Source organism: Bradyrhizobium sp. 62B (genome assembly GCF_030272265.2).
GTDB lineage: Bacteria > Pseudomonadota > Alphaproteobacteria > Rhizobiales > Xanthobacteraceae > Bradyrhizobium.
Genome location: NZ_CP092841.2, coordinates 6,230,994 through 6,257,457, shown reverse-complemented (window position 1 = coordinate 6,257,457; position 26,464 = coordinate 6,230,994). Strand labels below are relative to the sequence as shown.

The following is a 26,464-nucleotide window of genomic DNA, read 5'->3' as shown; positions in this document are numbered from 1 at the left end:
GCGCCTTCGCGCGTTATCACGTGCGTTCGGTCTTGATGATTTCGGTCATGGTCACGCCGAGCTTGTCCTCGACCAGGACGACTTCGCCGCGGGCGACCAGCTTGTTGTTGACGTAGATGTCGATGGCTTCGCCGACGCGGCGGTCGAGCTCGAGCACGGTGCCGGGTCCCAGCTTCAGCAGCTCGCTGACGTCCATCTTGGAACGGCCGAGCACGGCCGAGACCTGCACGGGAACGTCGAACACGGCCTCGAGGTCGGCGGCGGCGCGCGCCGCATATTCGTCCTCGTTGTAGCCGACATCCGTGCCGGCAGGCGGCATCGGGCCGTTGAGATCGGGCAGCGGGACCTGTCCGTCGGTGTCGCTCATGGGTTAACTCCCCCTGCGGGACGCGATGTAGCGTCCAACCATTTCGTCGATCTTGGCCGCGATGGCGCCGCGCTCCAGCACGACGCCGCCATCAGCCCATTCGATCCGGCAGTCGCCGGTGGCAATCTCCGGCTCGGCCAGGATCACCAGCCGGCCCTCGAAGCCGCTCTCCTTGGCGAGCCGCTCGATCTTCTCGCGGGCGGCGTCGTAGAGCGCATCGTTGATGCGGACGATGAGATGCGGCGTCGCGACCAGATGCGAGAAGCAGTCCTTGACCAGCGCGACGATCTCGCCGAGCGGCTCGGCGGCAACGAGATCGGCGCACAGCTTGCGCGCGACCGCCACCGCGACGTCGACCGCCTCGGTTTCCATCTTGGTTTCGATGTTGCCGATGCCGGCCGCGATGCCGCGGACGGCGATATTGATCTCTTCCATGGCAAGCGCGACGCGGCGGTCGCTCTCGGCCTTGGCTTCGTGCTGGCCGGCGGCAAAGCCTTCCTGATAGGCGCGCGCTTCGGCTTCCGCGACCTTCTGGGCGATCTCGGCGGCGGTCGCGGCCTTCTCGCGCGTCGCCCGCTCGGGCGCCGCGAAGTCGGTATCGAACAGGAATTTCGCCGGAGCGGCCATCAATACACCAGTTCGTCGTCGGCGCGGTTCTTGGTCAGCATGATCTCGCCCTTGGCGGCGAGGTCCTTGGCGAGGTTGACCAGAAGCGCCTGGGCCTCGTCGACGTCGCGCAGGCGGACCGGGCCCATCGCCGCCATGTCGTCCTGCAGCATCTTGGCCGCGCGCGAGGACATGTTGCCGAAGAAGAAGTTGCGGACGTCCTCGTTGGCGCTCTTGAGCGCGACGCCGAGCTTGTCCTTGTCGACGTTGCGCATCAGGGTCTGGGCCGATCCGGAATCCAGCTTGACGAGGTCGTCGAAGGTGAACATCAGCGCCTTGATGCGCTCGGCGGATTCACGGTTGTCCTCCTCCAGCGAGGTGATGAAGCGGGTTTCGGTCTGGCGGTCGAAATTGTTGAAGATTTCAGCCATCACCTCGTGCGCGTCGCGGCGGCGGGTCTGGGACAGATTGGACATGAATTCGGTGCGCAGCGTCTTCTCCACGCTCTCGATCACCTCCTTCTGAACCGCTTCCATCTTCAGCATGCGGTTGACGACGTCGAGCGCGAGGTCCTCAGGGAAGATGCCGAGCACGCGCGCGGCGTGTTCCGGCTTCAGCTTCGAGAGCACCACCGCGATGGTTTGCGGATATTCGTTCTTGAGGTAGTTCGCGAGGACCTCTTCCTGCACGTTGGAGAGCTTCTCCCACATGTTGCGGCCGGCAGGGCCGCGGATCTCGTCCATGATGCCGTTGACCCGCTCCGGCGGCAGATATTGCTGGAGCAGGCGTTCGGTGGCGTCGAAATTGCCCATCAGCGCGCCGGAGGCCGACATGCGCGAGACGAATTCGAGCAGCATGTCCTCTACGGTGTCGACCTCGACGGTGCCGAGCGTCGACATTTCCAGCGAGAGCTGGCGCACTTCGTCGTCGTCGAGCAGGCCCCAGATCTTGCCGCCATATTGCTCGCCGAGCGCGAGCATCAGGATCGCGGCGCGCTTCGGTCCGGACAATTGTTCGGCCGGCTTGCCGTCCTTTGCCCTTGTGTTGGCACGCTGACCGAGCGTGGAGATCACGCTGGTGATGTCGTTGCTGTTGGCGTTTTGCAATGCGGCGGCCATGTCAGTTCACTTCTCGTATTACTTTGCGGATTCGCTCAGCCATTGGCGGACGATGGCGACGGTTTCGTTGGGGTTGCGTTCGGCGAGCTCGCCGACGCGATGAACGGACTGGGCGTGGACCTGGCCCTGGATGGTGGCGACGTCGATCGCGCTGGCGGCGCCGCTCGGCAGGAGGGCCTGGCCCGAGGCGGGCGCGGCCTCTTCCGAGGCGGCGGGGCCGGCGAGGACGCCGGAGATGGCGGCGGCCATTTCGTCGGAGGCGAGGATGCGCTTGACCAGCGGGCGGATCACCAGGAACAGCACGATCAGGCCGAGCAGCATCATCACGCCGAGCTCGACGAAGTACATGACGTCGTCCTTGGTGAACTGCAGCATGCCGAGCAGGCCGCCGGGCTCGCCGATCGGAGCGGTGGAGGGCGCGTCGGCAAAGCGCAGATTGACGACCTCGACCTGGTCGCCGCGCTTCTGGTCGAAGCCGATGGCCGAGCGCACCAGCGCGGCGATGCGGTCGAGCTGCTCCTTGGTGCGGTCCTGATAGGCCAGCTCGCCCTTGTCGTTCTTGGAATAGATGCCGTCGACCAGCACCGCGACCGAGATGCGGTTGACCCGGCCGGCCTCGGTCACCTCGGTCTTGGTGGTGCGGGAGATCTCGTAATTGTTGGTCTCTTCGGTCTTCTTGCTCTGGTCCTTGGCCGCGACGCCGTTGTTCTGCTGGTTGCCGGGCAGCTCGTTGTTGACGGTGACCTGGCCGTTGTTGTCGGCGGTCATGCTCTGCTCTTCTCGGGTCTGGCTCGAGCGCAGCACGCGGCCCTCGGGATCGTACTTGTCCGAGGTCTGGGTGACCTTGTTGAAGTCGAAATCGGCGGAGAGCTGCACGCGGGCGCGGCCCGAGCCGACCACGGAGGAGACGATCTCCTCGACCTGCTTGCGCATCCGCTTCTCGAAGGAGATGCGGCGCTCGTCGCCGACCGCCTGCTCCGGATCGGCTGCCGCGCCGTCGGCCAGCAGCTGGCCGGCCTCGTCGACGATCGAGACCCGCTGCGGCTTGAGGCCGTTGACGGCGGAGGCGACGAGGTGGCGGATGGCGCGGATCTGCTGGGCTTCCAGCGAGCCGCGGACCCGCACCACGATCGAGGCCGACGGCTCCGGCGCTTCGCGGGCGAACAGCGGACGCTCGGGCAGCACCAGATGGACGCGGGCGGCCTGGATGCGGTCGATGGCGCGGATGGTGCGGGCGAGCTCACCTTCCAGCGCACGCAAGTGATTGATGTTCTGGACGAAAGAGGTGGTGCCGAGCGCGTCCGACTTGTCGAACACCTCGTAGCCGACGCCGCCGCCCTTGGGCAGGCCGCCCTCGGCGAGCTTCATCCGCAGCCGCGTGACCTTGTCCTTGGGCACCATGATGATGGAGCCCTCGTTGCGGATCTCGTACTGGATGCCCTGGCGCTCCAGGTCCTTGATGATGCCGGAGGAATCCTCGACGCTGAGGTCGGTGAACAGCGTGGTCATCTGCGGCGTGGTGACGCGCATGATGACGAACGCGAAAAAGCCGATGAGCGCGGCGGTGACCGCGATCATCGCCGCGAACCGGGCGGCTCCGATACTCTTCAAAAAGTCCGCAAGACCTTGCAAGCAACCGCCCCAACAGATTCGGCCGCTTTCACCGGAAAGGCCGACTGGGCAATTATTGCCTAGGGGATGGTTTCGATATGGTTAACGAAGGTTAAGAGGTCGGACAAAAGTAGCGCCAAAGACCAAATATGAAAAAAATCGGCCTCGCGGGGCGAGGCCGATTTTCGTCAAAAGCCGCAGTTTTCCGGATCGCCTTACTGGCGATATTGCTGGATACGGGTGGTTCGAAGACCCGCCAGACCATGCTGGTCGATGGAAAACTGCCAGGATAGGAATTCGTCGACCGTCAGGGTATAACGGCTGCAGGCCTCCTCGAGCGAGAGAAGTCCACCACGGACAGCGGCGACAACTTCGGCCTTGCGGCGGATGACCCAGCGTTTGGTGCCGGGTGCAGGCAGGTCCGCGATCGTCAACGGACTGCCGTCCGGCCCGATGACGTATTTTACCCTCGGGCGATGGGGTTCTGTCATGGCGTACTCACAAACTCTCAACCACTGAACTCACATCCGTAACCCTACGCCCGGCGGCTTAAAAATCCGCTAAGCCTAAGGCTTCAATACAATTCTCGTTGAAAATGCTGAAACGACGCCATGTCGGCCGGCGGATCGGGTGACATCCGGGCCGGTCGAGGGGTCTTCTTAAATACTTTACTAACGAACGAGGCCCTCAAGGGGCTCTCTCAGCCGTCGTCCCTGCGAAAGCAGGAGAACTCATACCGCGTGATCTCTCGATGGGTCGCGCGTGGCAGCACCAAGAAAAATTTCCTAACTACGAGTCTTCGCCAAATTCCTCCCCGGGGTTATGGATCCCCGCGCCGGTGCGCAATTGTGCACGAGGCGGGGATGGCACCGACTATGTGGCTCGTGCCCGAGCCTAATTGCTGCTCGTCGCAATGATGCTCTTGACCTGGCTCAGCGTGTAGCTGGCGCCGTCGATGGTGAGCAGCGGCGGCGACTGGGTCAGGTCGACGGACGACACGGTGCCCTGCACCTGCGCGGCGATGCCGACATTGTTGTTCGCGACGTCCTTGCCCGTGGCCGTGATCGTGTACTTTCCGTCGGGCCATTGGGTGCCGTCATTGCCCTGGCCGTTCCAGGTGAAGGGGATGTCGGTGCCGGCGGCGGCGGTATATTTGCCGGTGAACACGGTCTGGCCGCTGGCATTGGCGACGGTGATGTCGACGGTGGAGTCGGTCGGCACGTTGAGATGCCAGGTGGCCGACGAGCTCTTCATGGTCGCGGTCGAGCCGTCGACCAGGGCGGTCTTGCCGACGAAGCCCAGCGCCTGGGTCGCCTGCGTGGTCTGCTGCAGGGTGACGAGCTGGGACAGTGCATCATTGGTCTTGAGCTGCTGCTCGACGCCGGCGAACTGCACCAGTTGCTGGGTGAACTGGTTGGTGTCGAGCGGATCCAGCGGGTTCTGGTTCTGCAGCTGCGTGGTCAGCAGCGTCAGGAAGGTCTGGAAGTTGCCGGCGAGCGTCGATCCCGTGGTCGAGCTCAAGGAGTTCGACGAGGAGGATTTCGGCAGGTCCGTCGTCCCGGAGACGACAGCAGGGGCGGTGGCGCCAGTCGTGGTTGTCATGTCGAATACTCCTTACACTCTGATGTCGACGCCGCTGCTCGGCCCGTACATGCGGCCGTAGCCGCGCCCGACGGGTGCGGCAGCGACAGTGTCGTCCTCGCTGATGATCAGCCGGCGGGCATTGCCGCCATTGTCGTTGTTCTGGCCGGAGTTCTGGCCCGATGAATTCTGGTCGCGCAGGCTGAAGGACAGCCCGTTGCTGCCGGTCTTGAGGCCGGCATCGTCGAGCGCGCGCTGCAATTGCGGCGCGTCCTGGCGCAGCATCTGCAGCGTCTCCGGCTTCTCCACCGTGAGATGCGAGGTGACGTTGCCGGCGCGGTCGACATGGATGCGCACGTCGATGCGGCCGAGCTCGGCCGGATCGAGGCTGATGTCGAAGCGGGACCTGCCGGAGCGGATCGCGGCTGCGATCTCGACCGGCACGCCGCTGATTGGCACCGCCGTGGCCGTCGCCGCGGTCGCGGTCAGCGTCGCGGTCGAGGCGGACGCGGTCGAGGTCGTGTTGGTCAGCGGCGCCTGCACGGCGGAAGCGGCCTGCGCGTTCGCATCGGTGGCATTGAAGGCGGCCTGCGCATTGGCATGGGCCTGGGCGGCCGGTGCGGCCGGGATCGCGTCGGGGCTGCGGTCCGCGGCGCCCGGCTTCGTCTCGGTCGCTGCGTCATCCACTTGTGCCCTGGGGCCTTGCGGATGCGTGGCGGCGTTGGCGGTCGCAATGCTTGGTGCTTGCGTCGGGGCGGCGTTCGCCTTGCCGGTGTCCTGGCCGATATTGGAGACGTCGGACTGTCCTTGCGCGGTGGCGACGGCCTGGAACGAGGTCTTTGGCGTGCCGGGATTGACGGGGATCAGTCCGCTGGTCGGCTTGGCGTCGGCGGTGGCCTCGTCGGTTGTGCCGGTCGCGGCGTCGGCCAGCGTCGCCGACGTGTCGGCATCGACCTTGGCGCTGGCGGTCTTGGCGCTCTTGTCGCCTGGCGTTGCGGTGTCGGTCTTGGTGCCCGCGATCTGCGCCGCGGTCGAGGCGCTGGCGGCAAGGCCTGCGGCGGCGATCGTCAGCGGCGAGGAGGTGGCGGCCTGGGTCGCAGCCGCGTTCGGATCGGTCGGGACCACAGGCGCGGCCACCACGATCGCGTTGGGATCGGGCACGGCGACCTGCGCCGCATCGGTCGGTGCGATTGCCGCGGGATCCACGGCGGCGGCGAGCCCGTCGGTGGCCTCGGCCTTGTCGCCCTTGGTCTCCTCTGACGCGTCAGCCGATTTGGCGTCGGATGTCTCGGACTTGTCCTTGACCTTGTCCTTGGCCTTGCCGGCGTCCTTGGCCGGATCGGCGGTGGCGTCGCCCGTCTTGTCGTCCCTGGCGGGGGCCGATACGTCGGTGTCGTCGCTCGCCTTGCTCTGCGAGGGTTGATCCGTGGATGAGGTGTCGCGCGGGCCCTTGTCCTGGGAGGACGAGGACGAATCGCTCCGCCGCGGCGCGCTGTCCTGAGCCTGCGAGGCCGCATTGGTGCTGATCGCCTGGGCGTTGCTGTCGACCAGCGACCCGAAGCTGTCGGTCGCGGGCGCATCTTTGGCGCTCTGCGAGCGGGCAGGCTTGTGTTGCGTCCTCGAAACTTGCACGCTTGCCGCGACTTCTGACGTACGACCGACCACAGGCGACCCCTTGGAAACATCTTCGGCATCAACGGAGCAAGGAGCGGGCCAGCACCGCGATGCGTGATTTTATATAATAAAATCAGTGACTTGATTGTTTTCGAACGCCGCAGCCGGGCCCGCCGCGACCCCGTCATTTCTGCCTCCCCGGCAAGAATTGCCCTAAGCTGGCCACCCCCGTGATTGCTTCACCGGAATGCCGCCTATATTAAAGAGGTTACTCTCAGCCGCTTTCGACCGGGCAGATGTGCCTTTCGGGAACTAAAGTTCCCGGGGATCGCCGATGTCCCGCGAGAAGCAAGAAATCGCGGGTCGCCGCGCGCCGCCGTCAACCCTTGAAGGCCCATGCTCAACAGTCTGGATCTCGAAGGCCGTCCTGAGGACACCAGGGTCGTCGTTGCCATGTCGGGCGGCGTCGATTCCTCGACGACGGCTGCGCTGTTGAAGGCGGAAGGCTACGACGTCGTCGGCATCACGCTGCAGCTCTACGATCACGGCGCGGCGACGCACCGCAAGGGCGCCTGCTGCGCCGGCCAGGACATCCACGACGCGCGCGACGTCGCGGCCAAGCTCGGTATTCCCCATTACGTGCTCGACTACGAGGATCGCTTCCGCGAGTCCGTCATCGACAATTTCGCCGATAGCTACGCGCTCGGCGAAACGCCGGTGCCGTGCATCGAGTGCAATCGCTCGGTCAAGTTCCGCGACCTCCTGAAGACCGCGCGCGAGCTCGGGGCGCAGGCGCTTGCCACGGGCCATTACGTCGCCTCGCGCCGCCGCGAGGACGGCTCGCGCGCGCTGGTCTGCGCGGCCGACGCCGACCGCGACCAGAGCTATTTCCTGTTCGCGACGACGCAAGAGCAGCTCGACTTCCTGCGCTTCCCGCTCGGCGACATGACCAAGCCCGAGACGCGCGAGCTCGCGCGGCGCTTTGGCCTGTCCGTCGCCGACAAGCACGACAGCCAGGACATCTGCTTCGTGCCGACCGGGCGCTACACCGACATCATCACGCGTCTGCGGCCGAACGCGATGGACCCCGGCGACATCGTCGATCTCGACGGCTGCGTGCTCGGCCGGCACAACGGCATCGCCAATTTCACCATCGGCCAGCGCCGCGGGCTCGGCATCGCAGCTCACGCGCCGCTGTATGTGGTGCGGCTGGAGGCAGCTCACCGCCGCGTCGTCGTCGGCCCGCGCGATGCGCTGAAGATGCACCGCATCGCACTTCGCGACGTCAACTGGATCGGCGACGGCGACATCGACCGCGCCATCGGCGGCGGCCTCGAACTATTCGTTCGCGTGCGCTCGACCCGCTCGCCGCAGCCGGCCTGGCTGCGCGGCGGCAATGGCCATTACGAGGTCGAGCTCGTTGCCGGCGAGGAGGGCGTCTCGCCCGGCCAGGCCTGCGTGTTCTACGACGCAGCCAGCGGGCAGGCGCGCGTGCTCGGCGGCGGCTTCATCCAGAGCGCCGCCGCGAAGGTCGGCGGTGCATCGGCGCGCCCGCTTGCCGAAGCGGTTCGCGGCTAATCTTGCCGAGATCGGCCCCAACTGCTACCGCGAAAGAGGTGCACCCCCTCTCCCGCTTGCGGGGGAGGGTAAGGGAGGGGGCTCTCTCCACCAGCGATATATCGCGAGCGGAAAGAACCCTCACCCGGCGCTGCGCGCCGACCTCTCCCGCAAGCGGGAGAGGCTCTAGGCCGCGCACGGAGTTGGATCTGATCTCACCAATGATCATTACCGAATAGAAGCGTTCAGGCAGGGCAGGGGCATGGCAGCAGACATCTCGCGGGCCGGGGTCGAGAAGGCCTATGGCCGCTGGGCGCCGGTCTATGATCTCGTGTTCGGCAAGGTGTTTGACGCCGGACGGCAGTCGACCATCGCAGAAGCCGACCGCATCGGCGGCCGCGTCCTCGACGTCGGCGTCGGCACCGGGCTGTCGCTGTCGGACTATTCGCGCACCACGAAGATCTGCGGCGTCGACATTTCCGAGCCGATGCTGCGCAAAGCGCAGGCGCGCGTGCGGAGCTTGCGCCTCTCCAACGTCGAGGTGCTCTCGGTGATGGACGCGAAGAACCTCGCTTTCCCCGAAAACTTCTTCGACGCGGTGGTCGCGCAGTACGTCATCACGGCCGTGCCCGATCCCGAAGGTACGCTCGACGAGTTCGTGCGCGTGCTCAAGCCGGGCGGCGAGCTGATCCTGGTCAACCACATCGGCGCCGAGAGTGGTCCGCGCAAGCTGTTCGAGCTGGCCTTCGCGCCGATCGCCCGCCGCCTCGGCTGGCGCCCGGAATTCCCGTGGGCCCGCCTCGTGAACTGGGCCGCCAGGCACGGCGGAATCACGCTGGCCGAACGCCGCCCGATGCCGCCGATGGGGCACTTTTCGCTGATCCGCTACCGCAAATCGTGATCATGTGCCGGGAACGCGCGCCGTGATCGGCGCGTTTCCCTCCCATGCGCACGACATCAAACATCATCCTGGCTGGCCTCCTGATCGCCGCTTCCGGCGGAGCGATCGCCCAGGCCCCGCCCGCCCCGGCGACGCCGCCGCAAGCGACTGCGCCGCCATCCCCGCAACATGCCGCCAACTGCGCCCCCAGGACCGGCCGGGCCGCTCGTCGGACGGCACCACCACCGGCCAGTCCCGGGAACCGCTCGGCGACAAATTGGCTAAGTCCGACGGCGTGCTCTGCCCGCCCGCCGGCGTCGACCCCGAGATGCATGCCCCGGCGCCCGACAGCGGCGGCAACACCCCGGTCATCCCGCCCCCCGGCAGCCCCGGCGGCGACCCCAACGTCAGGCCGAAATAGCGCGCCGTACTCCAGATCGCGTCATGCCCGGGGTTGTCCCCGGGCATCCGCGTTCTTGGGGCCCGCAAATCGAGGCGTGGGTGGTCGAGGCAAGTCCGGCCATGACGAACTCATTGAAAAAGATGCCGTATTCGTAAGGCACTTGCCCCACGATAGCCTTGGCGAAGGCGGAAAAAGGCGGCCGCTTTGCTTGACTTCCCGCCGCCCCCTTCTTTATATGCCGCGCGTTCGCGAGATCGGCCGTCGCAGCCGTTCGCGACCCTGTGGCGGGGTAGCTCAGCTGGTTAGAGCACGGGAATCATAATCCTGGGGTCGGGGGTTCGAGTCCCTCCCCCGCTACCAAGGAAATAGGCGTTTCTGACGCTTTCCCTTCCTAACGATCAGTTGGTACCACGCTTCGTACCACATTCCCTCCTAAGTCTGCCCTTCAAGGTCTGAATACGAACCATCGATCTTTCAAGTTCTTACGTGAGGTGCAATTTTGCCTCGCTCGGGGGTATGGGCCGAGAGGTTCACTGGTGGCCAGGCTGAGATTGTGTCGTAGACACTATCCCGGAGAGTTGGGCCCGGAGATCGACGATCTCTTCTGCACAAAGCTCAACACTGGGCTAGGCACCTGCCGGCGAACGGGCGCATATGGATGCGGTCGTAGCGTGGTGCTTGCCGGTCCTCTGCTTGGCCGAGCTTCGCACAACCTTCGAACACGACTAAGCAATAGCCCTACCGCGGGGGCTCGTGCAGTATTGGCGCGACGGTCTGGCGAGCAGCGATTATTGAAGGCGGATCGAGAACGCGGGAACCCGGTAGAGCGGCGAGCGGCCGATCGGCAGGGTGCATCCGGCCCGTTTTAACTCATCTGCCAGAGCCGCAGCTTCCGTCTCGGTAAGGCGCGGATCGAGTACGACGTCATCGCAGATCCCGTTCACGTCGAAGTCGAAGAGGGCGACCCTGTTTGCGCCGCGCTTCGGATCGAGGTCTTGGAAAAGAAGCCGGACTTCCTTTTCGTGCGCGAAGGCCTCACGCTTCACGCAGAGCAGCCGTGCAAACGGCGTCGCCTTGCCTCCGAACGCGATATCCTGAAACGTCACGCCGCTCATGAACGCCGCTATCTCCGCCTCCGTTTCATAGCTGACCGTGCCTATAACGTATTTCAGGGCAGCAAACGAGTCCGTGTCATCGTAGAGGCTCTCGAACAGTTTCCGGATGGTCGTTCTGACTTTGATGCTGTCGCGCTCCGTTCCCGGACTGTAAATGCGCCACATGGCGTCGGTGTCTTCGTGAAGCGTCCAGCATTGCCCGTACCAGTCCTTGGCAAGATTGCTGATCGAGATGACCTCGCCGTTGGGGCCGGTCACGCTCGCGCGAAGGAAGAAGTTCTCGAACGGGTCGTCCCATTTGGCCGGATTGACAAGACCGTTCTTGCGGGTCCGAAGAAGATCGAGGAATCGCGATTTCGAGAAAATCCGGTAGATCGGCGCGTCAGGGTCGGTGACATCGAGCATATTGTTAGGATACATCTCGTGGCTCTCCCGCCAGTGCAGGCGCGTTAAACAGGAACGAATATCCCAAGCGCTTCAAATGGATTACCGAACGACTCAGCTGATTCAGAATCCGATGTGCAAGGGCAGGTGTCGATGGCTGGATGGCGGATAGTGCACTGGCCGCGCCGCCTCGGCCCTCGCATTGGCGAAATCACGCGCGACATGTTCCAGCAGCACCAAAACGTTGTGTTACGTCTCCGGAAAGAGCCTCGGGAAAAGGATGTCGAGGGTCTCGATGGGGAAACGCAGAGACACGGCACCTTTCGGCGTCTCGGAGCCGAGTAACCCTTCGGCGATAACATCGGACAGGATGCGGCGCGCCGAACGTTCGGGAAGGCCGGTGATACGCGCTACGTCGCCGCGTTCGAACTGACCGCGGATCAGCGCTTCCTCAAGCAGACGCTTGGCCTCCGGCTTCAAAGTCTTGCTGCGCTCGACATATGTGCTCAAGCGCGGGCCGAGGCTGTCGAGTTCAAACAGGCTGTCCATGAACTTCACCTGATCCAGGCAAACCTGAAGAAACCAGAGCACGAATTCGTTGAGTGCTTTCAAGGACAGATTGCCGCGTCCATCAAGGTCGCCCTGCCGCGGCGTATCGGCCAGATCCATCATGCGCTTGTATTCGCTCGGCGCCTTCAGGCCACGCGCCAGCCCACGTGAAATCGACCAGAGCCCGTGAGAACCAATACCCGCGAGCTGTGCCATGGCATGGCTCATTAGGCGGCTGACGCGCCCGTTTCCATCGGGGAAGGGGTGAATGTAGTTGAAGCGGTGATGCGCTGCGGCGATTGCCATGATCCGGCCCGCCGTCTTCAGGGGCTTGAAGGCGTAACGCTCTTGGAAGTAGCGCAGGAAATCGTCTACGCGGTGGCTGGACGGCGGAATGTGCCGCCCGATGGCAACGTCATGCTCTGGCTTCGAGCGCCAAGCACCCGGCTCCATGATGAATTCGGAGTCCTTGCCGCGGATGCGCAGCATTTCTTCGGGCGCGTCACGGTAGAACTCGAGATGAAGCCATTTGATGAACTCGACCGACGCAGGCTCGCCGAGCTTGCCGTCGGCGGCGAGGCGGTCGATCTCCGCCTGAACCCGTACATGTGCGGCAGCTTCGAGCTGGAGATTCCGGCGGCCTTGGTCCGGGTCGAGCTCGCCTTCCAGGGCGCGGGCGATGTCCTTCGGCCGGGTGTTATGACCTTCGATCAGATTGCTGTAATAGGTGTTCATCAGCCGCACGAGGTCGGCCAGGTTGGCGGCCGTGCGCGGATGCAGCCCGTGACCGAGCTTTGCCGAGGCCGCCGACAGATCGGCGATCACGTCGGCAATGGCTTCGGGCGTTTCTTCCAACCTTGCAGGCTCGATACGCTGCGGTGTTTCCTCAGGCATTTTGGCCGATCCTTGATCAAGTCAAGATATTGACCCTAAAACAAAAATCGAAATTTTTCACTAAAATTGGCCAATAGAGTGGCCGATCGTGGGCAGGGTTGGGTTGGCCGATCTTTGTCTTTTTAAGACATTGATTTAGAATGAGAAAAGAGGATCGCAGGTCTCCTTTGGCCACCTTTTTGGCCGATCTACGATCTCCCCAGGAAAGTTCGCGATTCCGCACGATTAGGCCTTGAATTGCGAACGCGGCGGCCCATTATGTTCGGAGTTCCGAACAGATAGTGAGTCCTTGGAGAACTCCCCGGATGCCCCTCAACAACACCGAGCTCCTTTATTACGATGCCAACATCCTGCGTCTGCCCGCCGATAAGCGTAAGGAATACCACGCCCAGGTCGACCGCCTGATCGCGGAACTCAGCCGGAGCATCCGCGACAAGACCACGATCAAGATCACGAAGGTCGTCAAGGCGGGCTCGTTCGCGAAGTTCACGATCTTGCGCAAGACCTCGACCGACCCGGTCGACGTCGACGTTGTCTTCTACATCTCGGGTAAGAGCGTCGACACCGAGACCCTCCAGACCCTCAACGACACCATCTACAAGCTGCTGATCGAAATCTATCCGAACAAGGATGTCGAAGATTTCGAAATCCAGCGCAAAGCCGCCACGGTCTCGTTCGTCGGCAGCGGCCTCAGCGTCGATGTGGTGCCAGTGATCGAAGACCCAAACAAGCCCGGCTATGGCTGGCAGTTCGACCTGCAGGACGGCTCGGCCATGGAAACCTGCGCACCTTGTCAGATCCAGTTCGTGCGCGACCGCAAGAACAAGGACGGCGATTTCCGCACCTTAGTGCGGCTCGCCAAGAAGTGGCGCAACCATGCCGAGCTGAAGGCGCTGAAGTCGTTCATCATCGAGCTGATCATGGCCTACATCCTCGACAAGGAGGGCAAGTCGGGCAGCATCGAGCAGCGCTTCCGCCGTTTCCTTCTCTATATCGCGCAGTCCGGCCTCAAGGACACGATCTCGTTTCCCGAGAACGCCGCTCCCCTCGGCACCTTTTCCGATCCGGTCGTCATCATCGACCCGGTGAACAGCAAGAACAACGTCGCCAGCCGCATCACCGAGGCCGAGCGCGCCGCAATCGTCGCGGCCGCCGAAGGCGCATGGGAGGCCGCGCACTTCGCCTCCGCCGAAGACGACAACGACGTCTGGAAGGAACTGTTTGGTCCCCGTTTCCGTGTCGAGGAAGACGCATGAGCTACGCCGCAACCGCCACTACCAGCACCAGCTACACCTATACCAACGCCGACGTGGAAGCCGTCGTTCGGCGGTTCACGGCCGACATCGTGATGATCGCGCAAAGCTCCGGTGCTCTCACCGAGGCCAAGGCGCGGGATTACGCGCACGATGTCGAGAAACTTGCCAAGAAAGGTTACCTCGCACGGGTCGATCTGATGCTGTACAGCGGCGGCGTTGAGAAGCGGGCCGTGCAGTATCTGGTGAACACCGCATCCGGTGACCTGACCATGAGCCGGCCGGGCGGCGTGATGTGGCCCAGGCTCCCCGATGCCTCCTTCGAGATCATCCTTTTCTACACTTCCGCTTACACGGCTGCCGAAAAGGAGCGCATGCGCGACTCGCTCAAAATCAGCTGGGGCCCCTCCAACATCGACACCAGCCACGCCGGCCTAAAGGCGTCGGGCAACCGCGATTATGCGAGCAACGCATTCGGCATGCAGCGAAAGGATTTCATGTGAACCAGCCCGTCCTGATGAACCAGCCCGCGGTCAAAGTCTTCGACGCCGAACTGGTGCTGCCGCACGAGCCGCTCACGAAGAAAGAGAAGACGTTACTCGGCTTCGAGGACCGCTACCAACGGGTCCACAGCCAGCTGCGCCTGCTTCTGAACCTCGGCGAGCTCGGAGCCTGGAACAAAAAGCACTTCGGGGGCAAGCTCGCGATCTGTGATCTCGTCGCCGAACAGTATCCGCTCGTTATCTTTCACGGCGACGTCGGCACCGGCAAAACGGCGACAGCGGAGTGCCTCGCGAACCGCCTGATTGCCGAAAGCCGCACCGAGGATTCGATCCTTTTCAAGCTCAGCAACCGCGTGCGCGGCTCCGGCAAGGTCGGCGAGATGGGATCATTGCTTTCCGAGGCCTTCGCCCGCGTGGCGCAATCGGCTGGCAAGGGGCGCAGAGCCATCCTCATCATCGACGAAGGTGACTCCCTTGCGGCCGCACGCTCGCAGGCGCACAGCCACCACGAGGACAAGGTGGCGGTGAACACGCTCATCCAGGGCGTCGACGATCTTCGCCGCTTCGGTGGCAGGGTCGTGGTGTTCCTTTGCACAAACCGCATGGCCGTTGTCGATCCCGCCCTGCAGCGGCGCGCCGCGATCGTCGAAGAATTTAGGCGTCCAACGGCGGAAGAGCGGCGCCAGCTCCTCAAAATGGACCTCGGCGCCATGAATTTGTCGGAAGCGCAGATCGGCCATTTGGTGACGGCGATGGAGACGCGGGGTGGCCAACCACCATGGACCTTCTCGGATATCCGCACGCGTCTTTACCCCGCGGCGCTCGCGCTCGCCTATCCGGACAAGCCGCTACAGTTCGAGCACCTGCGCAGCGTCGTTTCCACCATGAAGCCTTCGCCCGCGGTTTTAGACCAATGACAGCACGATCACCCCTTTTCGGCCGGAGAATTCACGTTTCGGGCAGCATCGCGGCCGATCCGGCCGTCGCCAGCGCGGAGGATGTGCACCACGCGCGCGACCTTGTCGCCGCACTGACGCGAGAGCTCATGGCGCTTGGGGCGACGTTTGTCCTGCCGGTTGACGACGAAAAGTTTCGCTCCGATGGCCAACCCATCTGTTTCGACTGGCTGATCTGGCAGGCGGTTCACGACAGTCTGGCACGCCGACCAGCCGGGGCGCCGCACCCTCTCGTTGTCGCCGTCGAGCATCACAAGACCGAGGATCAGATCCCGGCACAGTTCCATAAGTTATGGGATGACTTGCGCGCTTCCGATCTTATTCAAATCGAAAACGTCTCGCACTGGAACATGGCCAGCAAGCGTATGGAGGCGCAGGCCCGCTTCGGCGACATCCTGCTCACGATCGGCGGCGGGGAAGGCGTCCTATACCTCGCCAATCTTTACCACGACGCAGGCAAGCCGGTGGTTCCATTGAATGCTCGGGTCACCGGGGCGGACGAAGGATCGCGGCGCCTCTTTTCCTTGGGCCTTTCCAGCGCCAAGGCCGGACAGTTCTTCCAGCCGACGTCCTCGAATGCCCACAACTGGATCAACCGTATCAACTTCACGGCACGTACGGCATTGGCGGAGCAGATGAAGGGTATCGTCAACCTGCTTGAAGCGCTTGAGGCTCCGCGCGCCTTCGCGGTGCGCTTGCTCAATCCGGATCACGCCGACTTCGCCGACGTGCAGAATTTCTTCGACATTGTCGTGAAGCCCGTCGTGGAAGACGAGTTGGGTTATCGGCTCGTCGTGGTCGATGGCCGTCAGGTCTATGATCACCCGCGAATCGATCAGGAGATTTTCGCCAAGCTTCATCGTAGCAGGGTCGTCTTTGCGGACATCACGGGCGCCCGGCCCAATTGCTTTCTTGAGCTCGGCTATGCGCTTGGCCGCCCGCTTCCGACCATGGTCATGGCCAAGGAGGGCAGTGCAACTCCCTTCGACATTCATACGTTTGCAGGGCTACACTGGAAGACGACGGGCTCGGTGGACGAGCGCCGCCGCGTCTTCCGGGAGCATTGGGATGCCATCCAGACGCGACCACCACTTGTCCCGACGGAGCCGTTGATCTCGTGACCAAGAAGAAAAGGGAAATATTTGTTTCGGTCGACGTGGAAGCTTCAGGCCCGATCCCCGGCGAGTACAGCCTATTGTCGATCGGCGCCTGCGTTGTCGATCAACCGGACCGGACCTTTTCCTGCGAACTGAAGCCGATAACACTCAAGGCTGACCCCAAGGCATTGGAGATCAGTGGCTTCTCCCTTGAGAGGTTGGCGCGGACCGGCGACGATCCGAAAGCCACGATGGAGTCGTTCGCAGCCTGGCTTGATGGTCTGCGCAACGCCGATGAAAGCTTGGTCTTTGTGGGCTTCAACGCTCCGTTCGATTGGTCTTTCATCAACTATTATTTCCACAAGTTCACCGGCAGCAATCCTTTTGGGTTCGCAGGACTGGATATCAAGGCGTATTATATGGGCGTAACAGGCTGCGCTTGGGGGGATACCCGCTCGAGTGTGATGGACGCGGCCCTGAAACCAACGCGTAAATCCGATCATACCGCCTTGCATGACGCACAGTACCAAGCAGAGCTATTTCAGCTTATTCGGGAGAGAGCGGCGGAAAAGTCTGTGGGCAGAGGTTGACGTGACGCGCTTTATTCCGCGTTTTGGAGGGAGTAGACGCAAATGCCTACGATTTTAGGGTCAAAGATACGACGCCTCCGTACGGAGAAGAAGCTTAGCCTTGATCAACTGGCTGAGTTAACGGGCTCTAGCAAAAGCTATATCTGGGAACTCGAAAACAAAAACCCGCCACGTCCTTCTGCCGCTAAGCTCGCCGAGATTGCCAACAAGCTAGATACAACCTTAGAATTCCTTTTGGACAGTGGTGGGGAGATTTCTACCGAGGATGCTACCGACGCGAAGTTCTATCGCCAGTACCGACAGATGGACCCCAGCACGAAGGCCAAGATACGGCAAATGGTGAAGCTCTGGAGCGATGATACGTGAACCAAGGCTTCTCTCCAGAGAGATGGGCCTTTGAAATTACGCACGTCCTAAACACCGTGCTCGGTGCCGACCATTTTCCGATCGACGTAACCGCCGTCGCGCGCGAGTATACAGCGCAAAAATTTCCCTCCGATCCAATCGTGCGTGTCCAGGGTGAGGATCTGCCGGGCTTTGAAGGTGCTTTGTTCAAGGCTCCAGCTGGCAAGAAGGGGTGGGGAATCTTCTACAACAATCGCCTCAGCTCCAAGGGCCGGATCAATTTCACTCTCGCGCATGAGCTCGGCCATTACCTCTTGCATCGCGTGGCTTTTCCCGAAGGCATCCGATGCGGCGAAGACGATATGGTGCAATGGGATTCCGAATTCGGCCAGATCGAACACCAGGCGAATGTTTTCTCGGCCAATCTCCTGATGCCTCTGGACGACTATCGGCGTCAGATCAACCCTGCCGAGAACGTGACATTGGACATGCTGGCGCATTGCGCCGACCGCTACCGTGTTTCGCTCGCCGCCGCGACCTTGCGATGGCTGGACTACACCCATAAGCGCGCCGTGCTTGTCGTCTCGCGTGATGGTTTCATCCTTTGGGCTCGCTCCAGCAAACCTGCTTTGAAGACGGGAGCGTTTTTCCGGACCTCGATCGGGCCTATCGCGATTCCTCCCGCATCCCTTGCCGCGGCACCCGCGATTGCAGCAGGAACGATAATGAAGGAGCATCCCGCTAACGTGTGGTTTGCCGAGCCGACAGTTGAGGTGGCTATGGTGGCCGACAAATACGACTACGTGTTCTCGCTCTTATCCCTTGCGGATAGTCCGCCTTTTAATTTTGACGAGTGGCGGACCCGACGTCGTTAGTCTCGCTCAATCTCTGGTCGAACGTGTAGTATCGATCGTGCGTCAGAGGGGCTCGTCCTGTGATCCCTCCGACGACTTTTTCCTACTTGTTGGCGCCACGCATGACAATCTTGAGCGCCTCGTCAGGAAGTGAGCGTTGCAGCGCCTTCGCTTCGTCCCACGACGCGCATCCAACTTCGCCTTCCTCCTCAGTCGTCAATATCGGCACGTAAGGAGACGCCCGCAGAGCTCTACAGCAGGCTTGCGTTCAACATCCTCTGCGGCAAAATGACGATCACGCCGGGAGCCACGCGGCTTCTGAATCGGGACCGAACTTGCGGTCATGCCACAACGCTGGACCGGCGGTGAAGCATGGCAGGCCATGTTGATCATGGGCGAAGCACGCGAAGCGAAGATTGCCACAGCAAAATGAGCGAAGCCGGGCCTTTCAGCTTGACGGTCCAAAATGGCTTGTTCTAATTTTGTTCTCAAGGACTAAGGTCGATTCTGTGGGCTCGCAGCCAACGCTTATTGAAAACAGCACCGCCTGACCCGGCCAGGAACCATGCACGAGATCATCTGCCCCCACTGTGATAAGGCCTTCAAGATCGATGAGTCGGGTTACGCGGATATCCTAAAGCAAGTCCGTGACGCGGATTTCGACAGGCAGATCCACGAACGGCTGGAACTAGCCGAGCGCGACAAGCACGCTGCAGTCGAGCTGGCCAAGGCACAGGTAGGTAACGATCTCCAGAAGACCGCCGCCGCCAAGGATGCCCAAATCCTGGAGCTGAAGGCGAAACTCGAGGCGAGCGAGGTTGCACAGGAGCTTGCCCTCACCGGCGCGCTCAGTGTCGTGGAGAAAGAGCGCGACACGCTGGCGAACGCCCTCGCTCAGGCTGAGCGCGAAAAGAAAGCCGCCTCGGAGCTTGCCGAGGCGTTGCTGGCCAGCGAGCAGCAAAAGATCTCTGCTGCCAAGGAGAAGGAAATCCAAGAGCTGAAAGCCAAGCTTCAGGCCGTGGAGCTCGAGAAGAGGCTCGCTGTCACCGAAGCGCTTAGGGCGATAGAAAAAGAGCGCGACGAGCTGAAAAGCGGCATCAAGCAGGTGCAGCTGGAAAAGCAGCTTTCTGAGCAGTCGCTCAAGGACAGATACGAAACGCAAATCAAAGATCGCGATGACGCGATCGAACGTCTCAAGGACATGAAAGCCCGGCTCTCGACCAAAATGGTCGGCGAGACCCTCGAGCTGCATTGCGAGACCGAGTTCAACCGGGTGCGCTCGATGGCCTTTCCCCGGTCATATTTCGAGAAGGATAACGACGCGCGTACCGGCTCCAAGGGGGACTACATTTTTCGTGACTCGGATGAGGCCGGCACCGAGATCATCTCGATCATGTTCGAGATGAAGAACGAAAGCGACAGGACCGCAACAAAAAGCAGGAACGAGGATTTTTTAAAGGAACTCGATCGCGACCGGACCGAGAAGGGCTGCGAGTACGCCGTCTTGGTATCACTGCTTGAACCCGACAGCGAACTCTACAACGCGGGTATCGTCGACGTCTTTCACCGTTATCCCAAAATGTACGTGATACGGCCGCAGTTCTTTCTGCCGATGATCACGCTGTTGCGGAATGCCGCCATCAACTCGGTGAAATACAAGACGGAGCTGGCCCTCGTTAAGGCGCAGAACATCGACATCACCCAGTTCGAGAACCAGCTAGAGACGTTCAAGAACGCATTCTCGAAGAACTACGATCTTGCCTCCAGGCACTTCCAGACGGCGATCAACGAGATCGACAAATCCATCGACCATCTGCAGAAGACCAAAGACGCTTTGATCGGCGCGGATCGCAACCTGCGACTTGCAAACGACAAAGCCCAGGATGTCACGATCAAGAAGCTAACCCGCGGCAACCCGACAATGGCGGCGAAATTTGCGGAGCTGAACAGTCAAGCGGCGGAATAAATCGGGTTGGTGCATAGGCCTCTATTCTCCGGCTTGATGTTTCCTTCAGTCGCCTCCTTACCTGATGGCCTGCTTAATGCTTCATCGGTGGTGTGCATTCCTTAAATCGTGCTCGCCCTTAGCTCAACCGGTAACGGACGCTGCCGCCTCGAAGCGCTCCCGTGTGGAAGCGGCGAGCCTTCCTAAACCGAAGTGTTCCTGCATTCCACGAATGACGTCTTCGACGTCTTCCAAGCCTTCATTCCGGAGCTTGGCCGCCAGGCCGGCCAGCTCGGGCAGCGGGATGTCGTCGTGATCGCGTCCCTCCGATCCTCGATACGGGACGATGCTGCCTATGGTCGCATCCTGCCGCCAAACGATCTGCCGCTTCCCTTCCTTCGTCAGAGGGAAGCGGTCGCGGCCGAGTGATGCGACCACGATCTTCTGAACAGTCTCGCCGGACCTCATGAAACCATGGGCCCGGGCGATCCGGTCGACGAGGACATCCAGATAAATCGGTCCTTCGATTTCCACGACATGATCCACCATGCTGCGAAGGGTTCCTCGATAGCCGATATCGTAGAACCGCTCGCGATCCGGCGCGGCCACCGCGCTCGGTTGGGCGCGCACGTAGACCAGCCTTTGTGCCGGCTCCGCAACATCGTCTCTGCCGGAAGACGGCCCGCGAGCGTAGACCTTCGCAACCTCAGCTCCGTGCTGGTCGTCGTTCGCCGGAGGTGCCGCGACGATGTCTTCGGCATTTATAGCGACTTCGTGATCCGCTTGACCCGGGGTTTCCGATTCATCCGGCGGTATTTCGGTGGCATCGGACGAAGGAGTTGTATCCGTCTCCGGCTCCAGGTTCGACCGGGATGCCCGGTCCGCCTCAAGATCGGCCAGAAGCTTCGCATGGATCTTCTCGCTCGCCGCGCTGGGGTCCATCCACCATTCGGTGCTCCAGATGCGCCGAATGCGCCACCCCAAATCGGTCAGCACCATCTCTCGTAGACGATCGCGATCCCGGGCGGTGGCTGAGCGATGGTACGCAGCACCATCGCATTCCACCCCTGCCAGGTAGCGCCCGGGGAAATCCGGATGAACAATCCCGAGATCGATCCGAAAGAAGGAAACTCCCACTTGAGGGTGAACTTCCCAACCTCTTTGCTGCAACGACCGGAGGACGGCATCCTCGAACGGTGACTCCGTCTCCCGCCCCGTTGCCGAAAACGCCTCCGCGATGGCCCGCGCACCGTGTTCCGAGAACTCGAGGAAATGCTTGAAGTCGACGACCCCCTTTGCCGACGTTCGACCGAGATCGATCTGCTCGGGGCGAAGCGTCGCGAACACGAGCAGCTCCCTACGCGCCCGGGTGATGGCCACGTTGAGCCTCCGGTGACCGCCTTCGCCATTCAGCGAGGAAATCTGAGCCGTAACTCGCCCGGTCTTGTCCGGACCGACCGCCACAGAGAAGATGATGAGGTCGCGTTCGTCGCCCTGGACGTTTTCGATGTTCTTCACGAGGACGGGCTCGCGGGTGAGATTCTTGTCGAAATGCGGCTCGAGCTCCGGGTCGGAGCGGCGCGCCTGATCCAAGAGGTTCTCGATCAATCTTTGCTGCTCACCATTGAAGGTGACGACGCCTATCGAATGGGTCGACGTCTTCATCCGGCGGACGACTTCAGCCACCACGGCCTCCGCCTCCTTCCGGTTGACTTTGGCACCGCCCCGTTCGTACACGCCTCCGTCGACGTGAACGTATCGGACAGCGGCGTCGCGCGTGACCGGCGAAGGGAACGTGGTGAGCTCTCCTCGGTAGTACTTGGCGTTCGAAAAGGCGATCAGGCTTTCGTGTCGGCTTCGGTAGTGCCACGACAGCCGCATGCTCGGTATGTTCGAGGCAAGGCACTCGTCGAGAATGCTTTGCTGGCTCTGGACGATTGAGCCGTCGTCCTCGTCGTCGTCGACCCCGCGCTGTCCGACATTGGTCGGCGGAAGCTGCTCCGGATCTCCCACGACGACGACCTGATTGCCGCGCGCGATCGCGCCTATCGCGTCCCAGACGGGGATCTGCGACGCCTCGTCGAAGATGACGACGTCGAACGGCTTGGCGTCCGCGGGCAGGTATTGCGCGATCGAGAGAGGGCTCATCATCACGCAAGGTGCGAGCTGAGTCAGCGCCGTCGGCAGACGGCCGAACAGTTGCCGAAGCGGAATGTGGCGTGCCTTTTTGTTGATTTCGCGCGCGAGAGTTCCCCATTCGGGATCCTTCCCGAAGTTGGTCTGGGTCGGAATTGCGGATCCGATACGGGCCTTCACTATGTCTCGTGCAAGTTCGCCGACCTTCTTGTCGGCCGAGACGAAGGCTTCGATGGTCGCTTCGTGCTTCTCGGCGAGAAAGCCGCTCAGGACCTCGTCTTCGTTGACGATGGCTTCCGCAACCCAACGCGCGTAGGCGTAATCGAAGACGGCCGTAAGCGCAGTGCCGTCCAGGGCTCCCGATTCCACGGCGTCGACCAGAGGCGCCAGTCCGGCGGCACGGGCCGACCGCGCCGCCCACCTCCAAGTCGCCCATTGGGGTGCCTTGACGGTATTGGCCTTCCAATCGGCGGTCCGCCGGCGAAGCGCTTCGATCCAGCCGGTTTCGATCGCAACGATGTCTTCGGGTTCATCCAGCCCGATACAGGCTCCCAGCTCCTTGGCTACCCGATGCATGGATGGAAAAGCCCTGTACATCCCTTCGAAAGCGAGCCGGACCTGGCCGCTCGGTCGGAACCGGGCCCCGTCCCGGAGCAACAGATCCCGCACGTGAGCCAGCAACTCCTCCGAAGTCATACTTTCCACCTCATAGGCGGTGGCGGCGGCCCTGGCGTTCTCGGCCCAGTCGATGAGCGGTTGGAAACGCGAAATGTCGGTTTGCGGGCCCCGCCACAAGCGTTCCATGCCGCGAAAGCGGGGCCTGATGTCTTCGATCTCCCGAAGCAGCAGTGCGACCTCTTGCAGCAACACGATGTCACGCCCGATGTCGTCGGGCACCTCGACGGGACAATAGGGTTTGAGCGCAAACCGGACTTTCTTCTTGCGGCCGCTGCGGACAATGATGTTCGAAGCGCAAGCTTCCGTCCATTCGCGTTCGAGCGCGGACAGATCCAGCAGCGCCGCCCTGGTGTCGTAGCGCGCCGAGAGCTGCGAACACTTCTCGTCGAGGCGCGCAATCACGCCGGCAAGGTCGCGTAGAGCATCGACCCGTTGCATTCCGTCTGACGACAGCAGAAGCGCACCGTCGGCCGCGTCGGCATGCAGCAATAGTCCGGCCAGTTTGATCATCTGCGGCAGCAGACCGTCGTCCCTGGTCGTCGCATCCAATTCCAGAGAGGATGCGAGACCGTCGGCCGCCTGCTGCAAGTCGTTCAGGGCCGCGTGCAGCTGCTCGATCAGTTGATGTAGCGATTGCACCCACGCAGGGCTCCACTTGGTGTGCTCGATACCCTGGAGCGGATGACCGACCGGGTCTCCGACGGCCTCGAGTGCGGTCCTTATGTCCGAACAGAGCTCCCGCATACGCGAAAGATCGTCCGGAGAATGCACGGTTCCGACAGGCCATGTCAGAGCCACATCCGGAAACCGATCGCGATCGGCAACCACACGTCCGAAAGCCTCGTAGGCCGTCATTCCGTTCTGCCGACGGCGGTGCAACGCCGAAACCAGTTTGTTCAAATGATCGCGCCGGCGCCTGAGCTCGCCGGCGGCGGTTGACCAATTCTCTTCGGTGACGGCGTTGCGCTCGCGCCAGGCGGTGGCGAGCTGCTCCAGCACGCTCGATTTTTGGGCCTTGGTCGAGTGGACTTCGAGACAGTAGTTTCCGAGACCGATGGCCTGCATGCGTTGCCTGACGACCTCCAAGGCGGCTGTCTTCTGCGAGACGAAGAGGACCGTCTTCCCGTGCGCAAGGCAATTCGTGATCATGTTCGCGATGGTTTGGCTCTTGCCGGTGCCCGGCGGCCCGAACAGCACGAAATCGCCGCCGCGCTGAGCCGCGACGACCGCCGCGATCTGCGAAGAATCGGCGGAGAGCGGTGCGAACAACTCACCTGGGTCCACGACATGGTCGATGTCCCGGCCGGCTACGAACGCCGAAGCTGCACCTTCGTAGGTGTGGGTGGGCGTATCGATCAGGTGCTTCACGACCGGATTGCGTTTCAGCATCTCCGACCGCTCGACGAGATCTTTCCACATCAGGTATTTCGTGAACGATAGCGTGGCTAAGGTCACCTGTTCGGTGACTTCCCATCCTTTGATGCTCTTGATATGTCGCCTGACCGTCTTCCAGATGCCGGCGACGTCGGTGCCGCTCGAGTCCGCCGGCAACTCACTCTCGACCTCTGGAACCGAAAGGTCGAAATCCTGCTTCAGCATCTGCAACAGGGTCGGGTTGAAGCGGACCTCGTCCTCATGCAAGGCCAACCGGAAACCCGACCGGACGCTTTTTCTTTCCAGCTGAACCGGAACGAGGATCAGCGGCGCCTTGTAAGGGCCCGCGCCGTCCTGCGGACTCCATTTTAGGAAACCGAGGCAAAGATAGAGGATATTCGCGCCGCCTTCCTCGAAAGCGAGCCGGCTTGATCTGTACAGATCGGTCAGCCGCCCTTCGAGCTCGGATTCGCCGACGCTGGCGTGAAGTTCACCACGCGCCAAAGCATCGAGGATGAATTCCTTCCGTGCGTCGTCCTGTAGGCGTTGGGCGAGCAGGGCGGGGTCCCGTCCGTCGCTACCGTCGAGCACCTCGGTACGTCCCAAAAGCTTGAACCGCTCTCCAGCCGCAAGCTTGTCCTCGAGCAGCGCGGCGTCCGGACACTCGATCGTTATAGTGGATTTGCTGTCTTTGAAGTTCAGAAGGCGATTTCTGAGCGTGAGATCCAGAAGGTTGCGCTTCCAGGTTTCGAGCCGGTCGAGGTTCTTGTCCGATATCGGCTCACGCTGCTTGTCCAGCTCCTCTTCGAAGGCGGGGATCTCGCCGACACCCTGCGAGGTGTGGCGCTCGCTTACGGCAGGAACGAGAATTTCGCTGGCGAAGGACAGGTCTAGTGGCCTGATCTTCGCGCTGCGTGCGCGTTTGATGTCGATAGCAAGCTCGAATTGGGATGCCGCGTCTTCAGCGACCAGTTTCGCTCCGGCATCAACCGCTTGCTTGAACCTTGCGGGATTCGAACCGGTGAGAAGCGTAGTTTCTATCAGTACCATCTCCTGCAGCTGCACGCGTTTGCGCAGCATCTGCGGATCGTCCACGACGAGACCGGAGAAGTCCTCGTCTACCAGCCACAAGCCGACGAAAGCGTGGCCTTCCGTCAGTACGAGCACCGGATTGAGCCCAGCTTGCTCCAGGCAAGCCGCGTACAACAGGCTTAGATCGAGGCAGGTGCCTACCTTGCGAGACAGGATCTCGCTAGGACCCCGAATTTGCTGGCCCGATCGTTCGAAACTCCGGGGTGGCAGGACATAGGCGATGGAATGCGATACGAGTGCGGCCCAAACCGCGTCGGCGATCTCCCAGGCCCGCGCCTTCGTCTTCTTACGGTAGCCATCAACCGCGTCGTCACGACCGGCGGACGCCAGCTTGCTCGAAGCTTCGCGCAGTACGACGTCGATGCTCGGATCGGTCGGTCTGACAAATGCGGCGAGAAGCTCCGGCGAGGTGGTGACACCTCCCCAATGGGAAGGTGGAAGCAGATTGAGTTCGACCAACTCGTCCGCGATCGTCGCTCCGTCTACATCCACTCGAAAACGGAGTTGAGCGCGTCGGGAGGCAGTCACGCCAGCCAGATATGCCGGGTCGAGTTTCGAATCGAGGCTGCGGACATGATGCGTAGCTCCGGCAGCGATGCGATCGATGCGCCATACGCCCGGCGTCAGGAACGCAGGTTCTGATACGAGATGCACCGAGAGGCCTGACAGATCGCGATCGGTAGCATTCTCGATCGCCAGTTCGCGAACGATGGGGACAGCATTCTGATAAAAGGCTATATTCACGTTGTCCGAGACCGTGCAGGCGATCTTCAGCTTGCTCGCGCTCGCGCCCTCCGTTTCCACGTTCATCAACCGCTCCCCCTGCGGATCGTATTTGGAATGGCCCTCGCGCACCACTCCGACCGTTCGATTCAGCACCGCGAATATAAGCTAGATCAATAAGAATACGAGCAAAACAAAAGGCTTATGCCGAGGTCCGCGGCTCGCTGTGTGATCGCGTG

The 26,464-nt window shown here is 62.0% G+C and carries 20 protein-coding genes, 1 tRNA gene and 1 pseudogene; 12 read left to right on the top strand and 10 right to left on the bottom strand.

What is annotated here, in order from left to right:
• Positions 1 to 16: 16 nt before the first annotated feature.
• The 7 genes from fliN to ML401_RS29965 form a co-directional block, all read right to left on the bottom strand.
• Positions 17 to 367, bottom strand: a complete 351-nt coding sequence (gene fliN, locus ML401_RS29995; RefSeq protein ID WP_018641467.1) for a flagellar motor switch protein FliN — start codon at positions 365 to 367, stop codon at positions 17 to 19.
• Between the two features lie 3 nt (positions 368 to 370).
• Positions 371 to 994 (bottom strand): FliH/SctL family protein, encoded by a 624-nt coding sequence (locus ML401_RS29990; RefSeq protein ID WP_285807874.1) that lies wholly within the window; start codon positions 992 to 994, stop codon positions 371 to 373.
• A complete protein-coding gene (gene fliG, locus ML401_RS29985; RefSeq protein ID WP_194404217.1) occupies positions 994 to 2,091 on the bottom strand; it encodes a flagellar motor switch protein FliG in 1,098 nt (365 codons plus the stop codon). The genes ML401_RS29990 and fliG overlap by 1 nt, the downstream gene beginning before the upstream one ends.
• 18 nt (positions 2,092 to 2,109) lie before the next feature.
• The gene (fliF, locus tag ML401_RS29980; protein WP_211416063.1) at positions 2,110 to 3,723 is read right to left on the bottom strand and encodes a flagellar basal-body MS-ring/collar protein FliF; all 1,614 of its coding nucleotides are present in this window, start codon (positions 3,721 to 3,723) and stop codon (positions 2,110 to 2,112) included.
• Between the two features lie 194 nt (positions 3,724 to 3,917).
• A complete protein-coding gene (locus tag ML401_RS29975; protein WP_002714638.1) occupies positions 3,918 to 4,193 on the bottom strand; it encodes a DUF1153 domain-containing protein in 276 nt (91 codons plus the stop codon).
• 403 nt (positions 4,194 to 4,596) lie between these two features.
• Entirely contained in the window at positions 4,597 to 5,304 is a 708-nt protein-coding gene (locus ML401_RS29970; protein WP_194404215.1) for a flagellar hook assembly protein FlgD, read from the bottom strand.
• A gap of 12 nt (positions 5,305 to 5,316) precedes the next feature.
• Positions 5,317 to 6,948, bottom strand: a complete 1,632-nt coding sequence (locus ML401_RS29965) for a flagellar hook-length control protein FliK (RefSeq protein ID WP_285807852.1) — start codon at positions 6,946 to 6,948, stop codon at positions 5,317 to 5,319.
• Positions 6,949 to 7,293: 345 nt separating this feature from the next.
• Here ML401_RS29965 and mnmA point away from each other — a divergent pair, with 345 nt between their 5' ends.
• The 4 genes and pseudogenes from mnmA to ML401_RS29945 all read left to right on the top strand — a co-directional run bounded on the left by mnmA (position 7,294) and on the right by ML401_RS29945 (position 10,097).
• On the top strand, positions 7,294 to 8,475 hold the full coding sequence (mnmA, locus tag ML401_RS29960; RefSeq protein WP_285807851.1) for a tRNA 2-thiouridine(34) synthase MnmA: 1,182 nt from the start codon (positions 7,294 to 7,296) through the stop codon (positions 8,473 to 8,475).
• Between the two features lie 241 nt (positions 8,476 to 8,716).
• Entirely contained in the window at positions 8,717 to 9,355 is a 639-nt protein-coding gene (locus ML401_RS29955) for a class I SAM-dependent methyltransferase (protein ID WP_212067324.1), read from the top strand.
• Positions 9,356 to 9,399: 44 nt separating this feature from the next.
• Positions 9,400 to 9,755, top strand: a pseudogene (locus ML401_RS29950) (hypothetical protein).
• A gap of 265 nt (positions 9,756 to 10,020) precedes the next feature.
• Positions 10,021 to 10,097 (top strand) — tRNA-Met (locus ML401_RS29945).
• Between the two features lie 428 nt (positions 10,098 to 10,525).
• Here ML401_RS29945 and ML401_RS29940 read toward each other — a convergent pair.
• Positions 10,526 to 11,257, bottom strand: a complete 732-nt coding sequence (locus ML401_RS29940) for a DUF2971 domain-containing protein (protein WP_285807850.1) — start codon at positions 11,255 to 11,257, stop codon at positions 10,526 to 10,528.
• Between the two features lie 228 nt (positions 11,258 to 11,485).
• Complete coding sequence (locus ML401_RS29935; RefSeq protein WP_285807849.1) at positions 11,486 to 12,679, bottom strand: Fic family protein; 1,194 nt, start codon at positions 12,677 to 12,679, stop codon at positions 11,486 to 11,488.
• A 305-nt stretch (positions 12,680 to 12,984) separates the two neighbouring features.
• Here ML401_RS29935 and ML401_RS29930 point away from each other — a divergent pair, with 305 nt between their 5' ends.
• From ML401_RS29930 to ML401_RS29895, 8 genes are all read left to right on the top strand, one after another.
• A complete protein-coding gene (locus ML401_RS29930; RefSeq protein ID WP_285807848.1) occupies positions 12,985 to 13,935 on the top strand; it encodes a CBASS oligonucleotide cyclase in 951 nt (316 codons plus the stop codon).
• Positions 13,932 to 14,435, top strand: coding sequence for a hypothetical protein (locus ML401_RS29925; RefSeq protein ID WP_285807847.1), 504 nt, complete (start codon positions 13,932 to 13,934; stop codon positions 14,433 to 14,435). Before ML401_RS29930 ends, ML401_RS29925 begins: the two co-directional genes overlap by 4 nt.
• Positions 14,432 to 15,352, top strand: coding sequence for an ATP-binding protein (locus ML401_RS29920; RefSeq protein ID WP_285807846.1), 921 nt, complete (start codon positions 14,432 to 14,434; stop codon positions 15,350 to 15,352). The genes ML401_RS29925 and ML401_RS29920 overlap by 4 nt, the downstream gene beginning before the upstream one ends.
• Entirely contained in the window at positions 15,349 to 16,512 is a 1,164-nt protein-coding gene (locus ML401_RS29915; RefSeq protein ID WP_285807845.1) for a hypothetical protein, read from the top strand. Before ML401_RS29920 ends, ML401_RS29915 begins: the two co-directional genes overlap by 4 nt.
• Positions 16,509 to 17,078, top strand: a complete 570-nt coding sequence (locus tag ML401_RS29910; protein WP_285807844.1) for a 3'-5' exonuclease — start codon at positions 16,509 to 16,511, stop codon at positions 17,076 to 17,078. The genes ML401_RS29915 and ML401_RS29910 overlap by 4 nt, the downstream gene beginning before the upstream one ends.
• Positions 17,079 to 17,120: 42 nt before the next feature.
• Positions 17,121 to 17,444 carry a helix-turn-helix domain-containing protein gene (locus ML401_RS29905; protein ID WP_285807843.1) on the top strand — a complete coding sequence of 108 codons (324 nt, stop codon included), beginning with the start codon at positions 17,121 to 17,123 and terminating at the stop codon, positions 17,442 to 17,444.
• Positions 17,441 to 18,298: an ImmA/IrrE family metallo-endopeptidase gene (locus ML401_RS29900; protein ID WP_285807842.1), complete on the top strand. Its 858-nt coding sequence runs from the start codon at positions 17,441 to 17,443 to the stop codon at positions 18,296 to 18,298. Before ML401_RS29905 ends, ML401_RS29900 begins: the two co-directional genes overlap by 4 nt.
• Before the next feature lie 544 nt (positions 18,299 to 18,842).
• On the top strand, positions 18,843 to 20,243 hold the full coding sequence (locus ML401_RS29895) for a DUF2130 domain-containing protein (protein WP_285807841.1): 1,401 nt from the start codon (positions 18,843 to 18,845) through the stop codon (positions 20,241 to 20,243).
• Positions 20,244 to 20,366: 123 nt separating this feature from the next.
• On the opposite strand, the gene ML401_RS29890 is transcribed toward ML401_RS29895, so the two are convergent.
• Positions 20,367 to 26,312 (bottom strand): DUF3320 domain-containing protein, encoded by a 5,946-nt coding sequence (locus ML401_RS29890; protein WP_285807840.1) that lies wholly within the window; start codon positions 26,310 to 26,312, stop codon positions 20,367 to 20,369.
• Positions 26,313 to 26,464 lie beyond the last annotated feature (152 nt).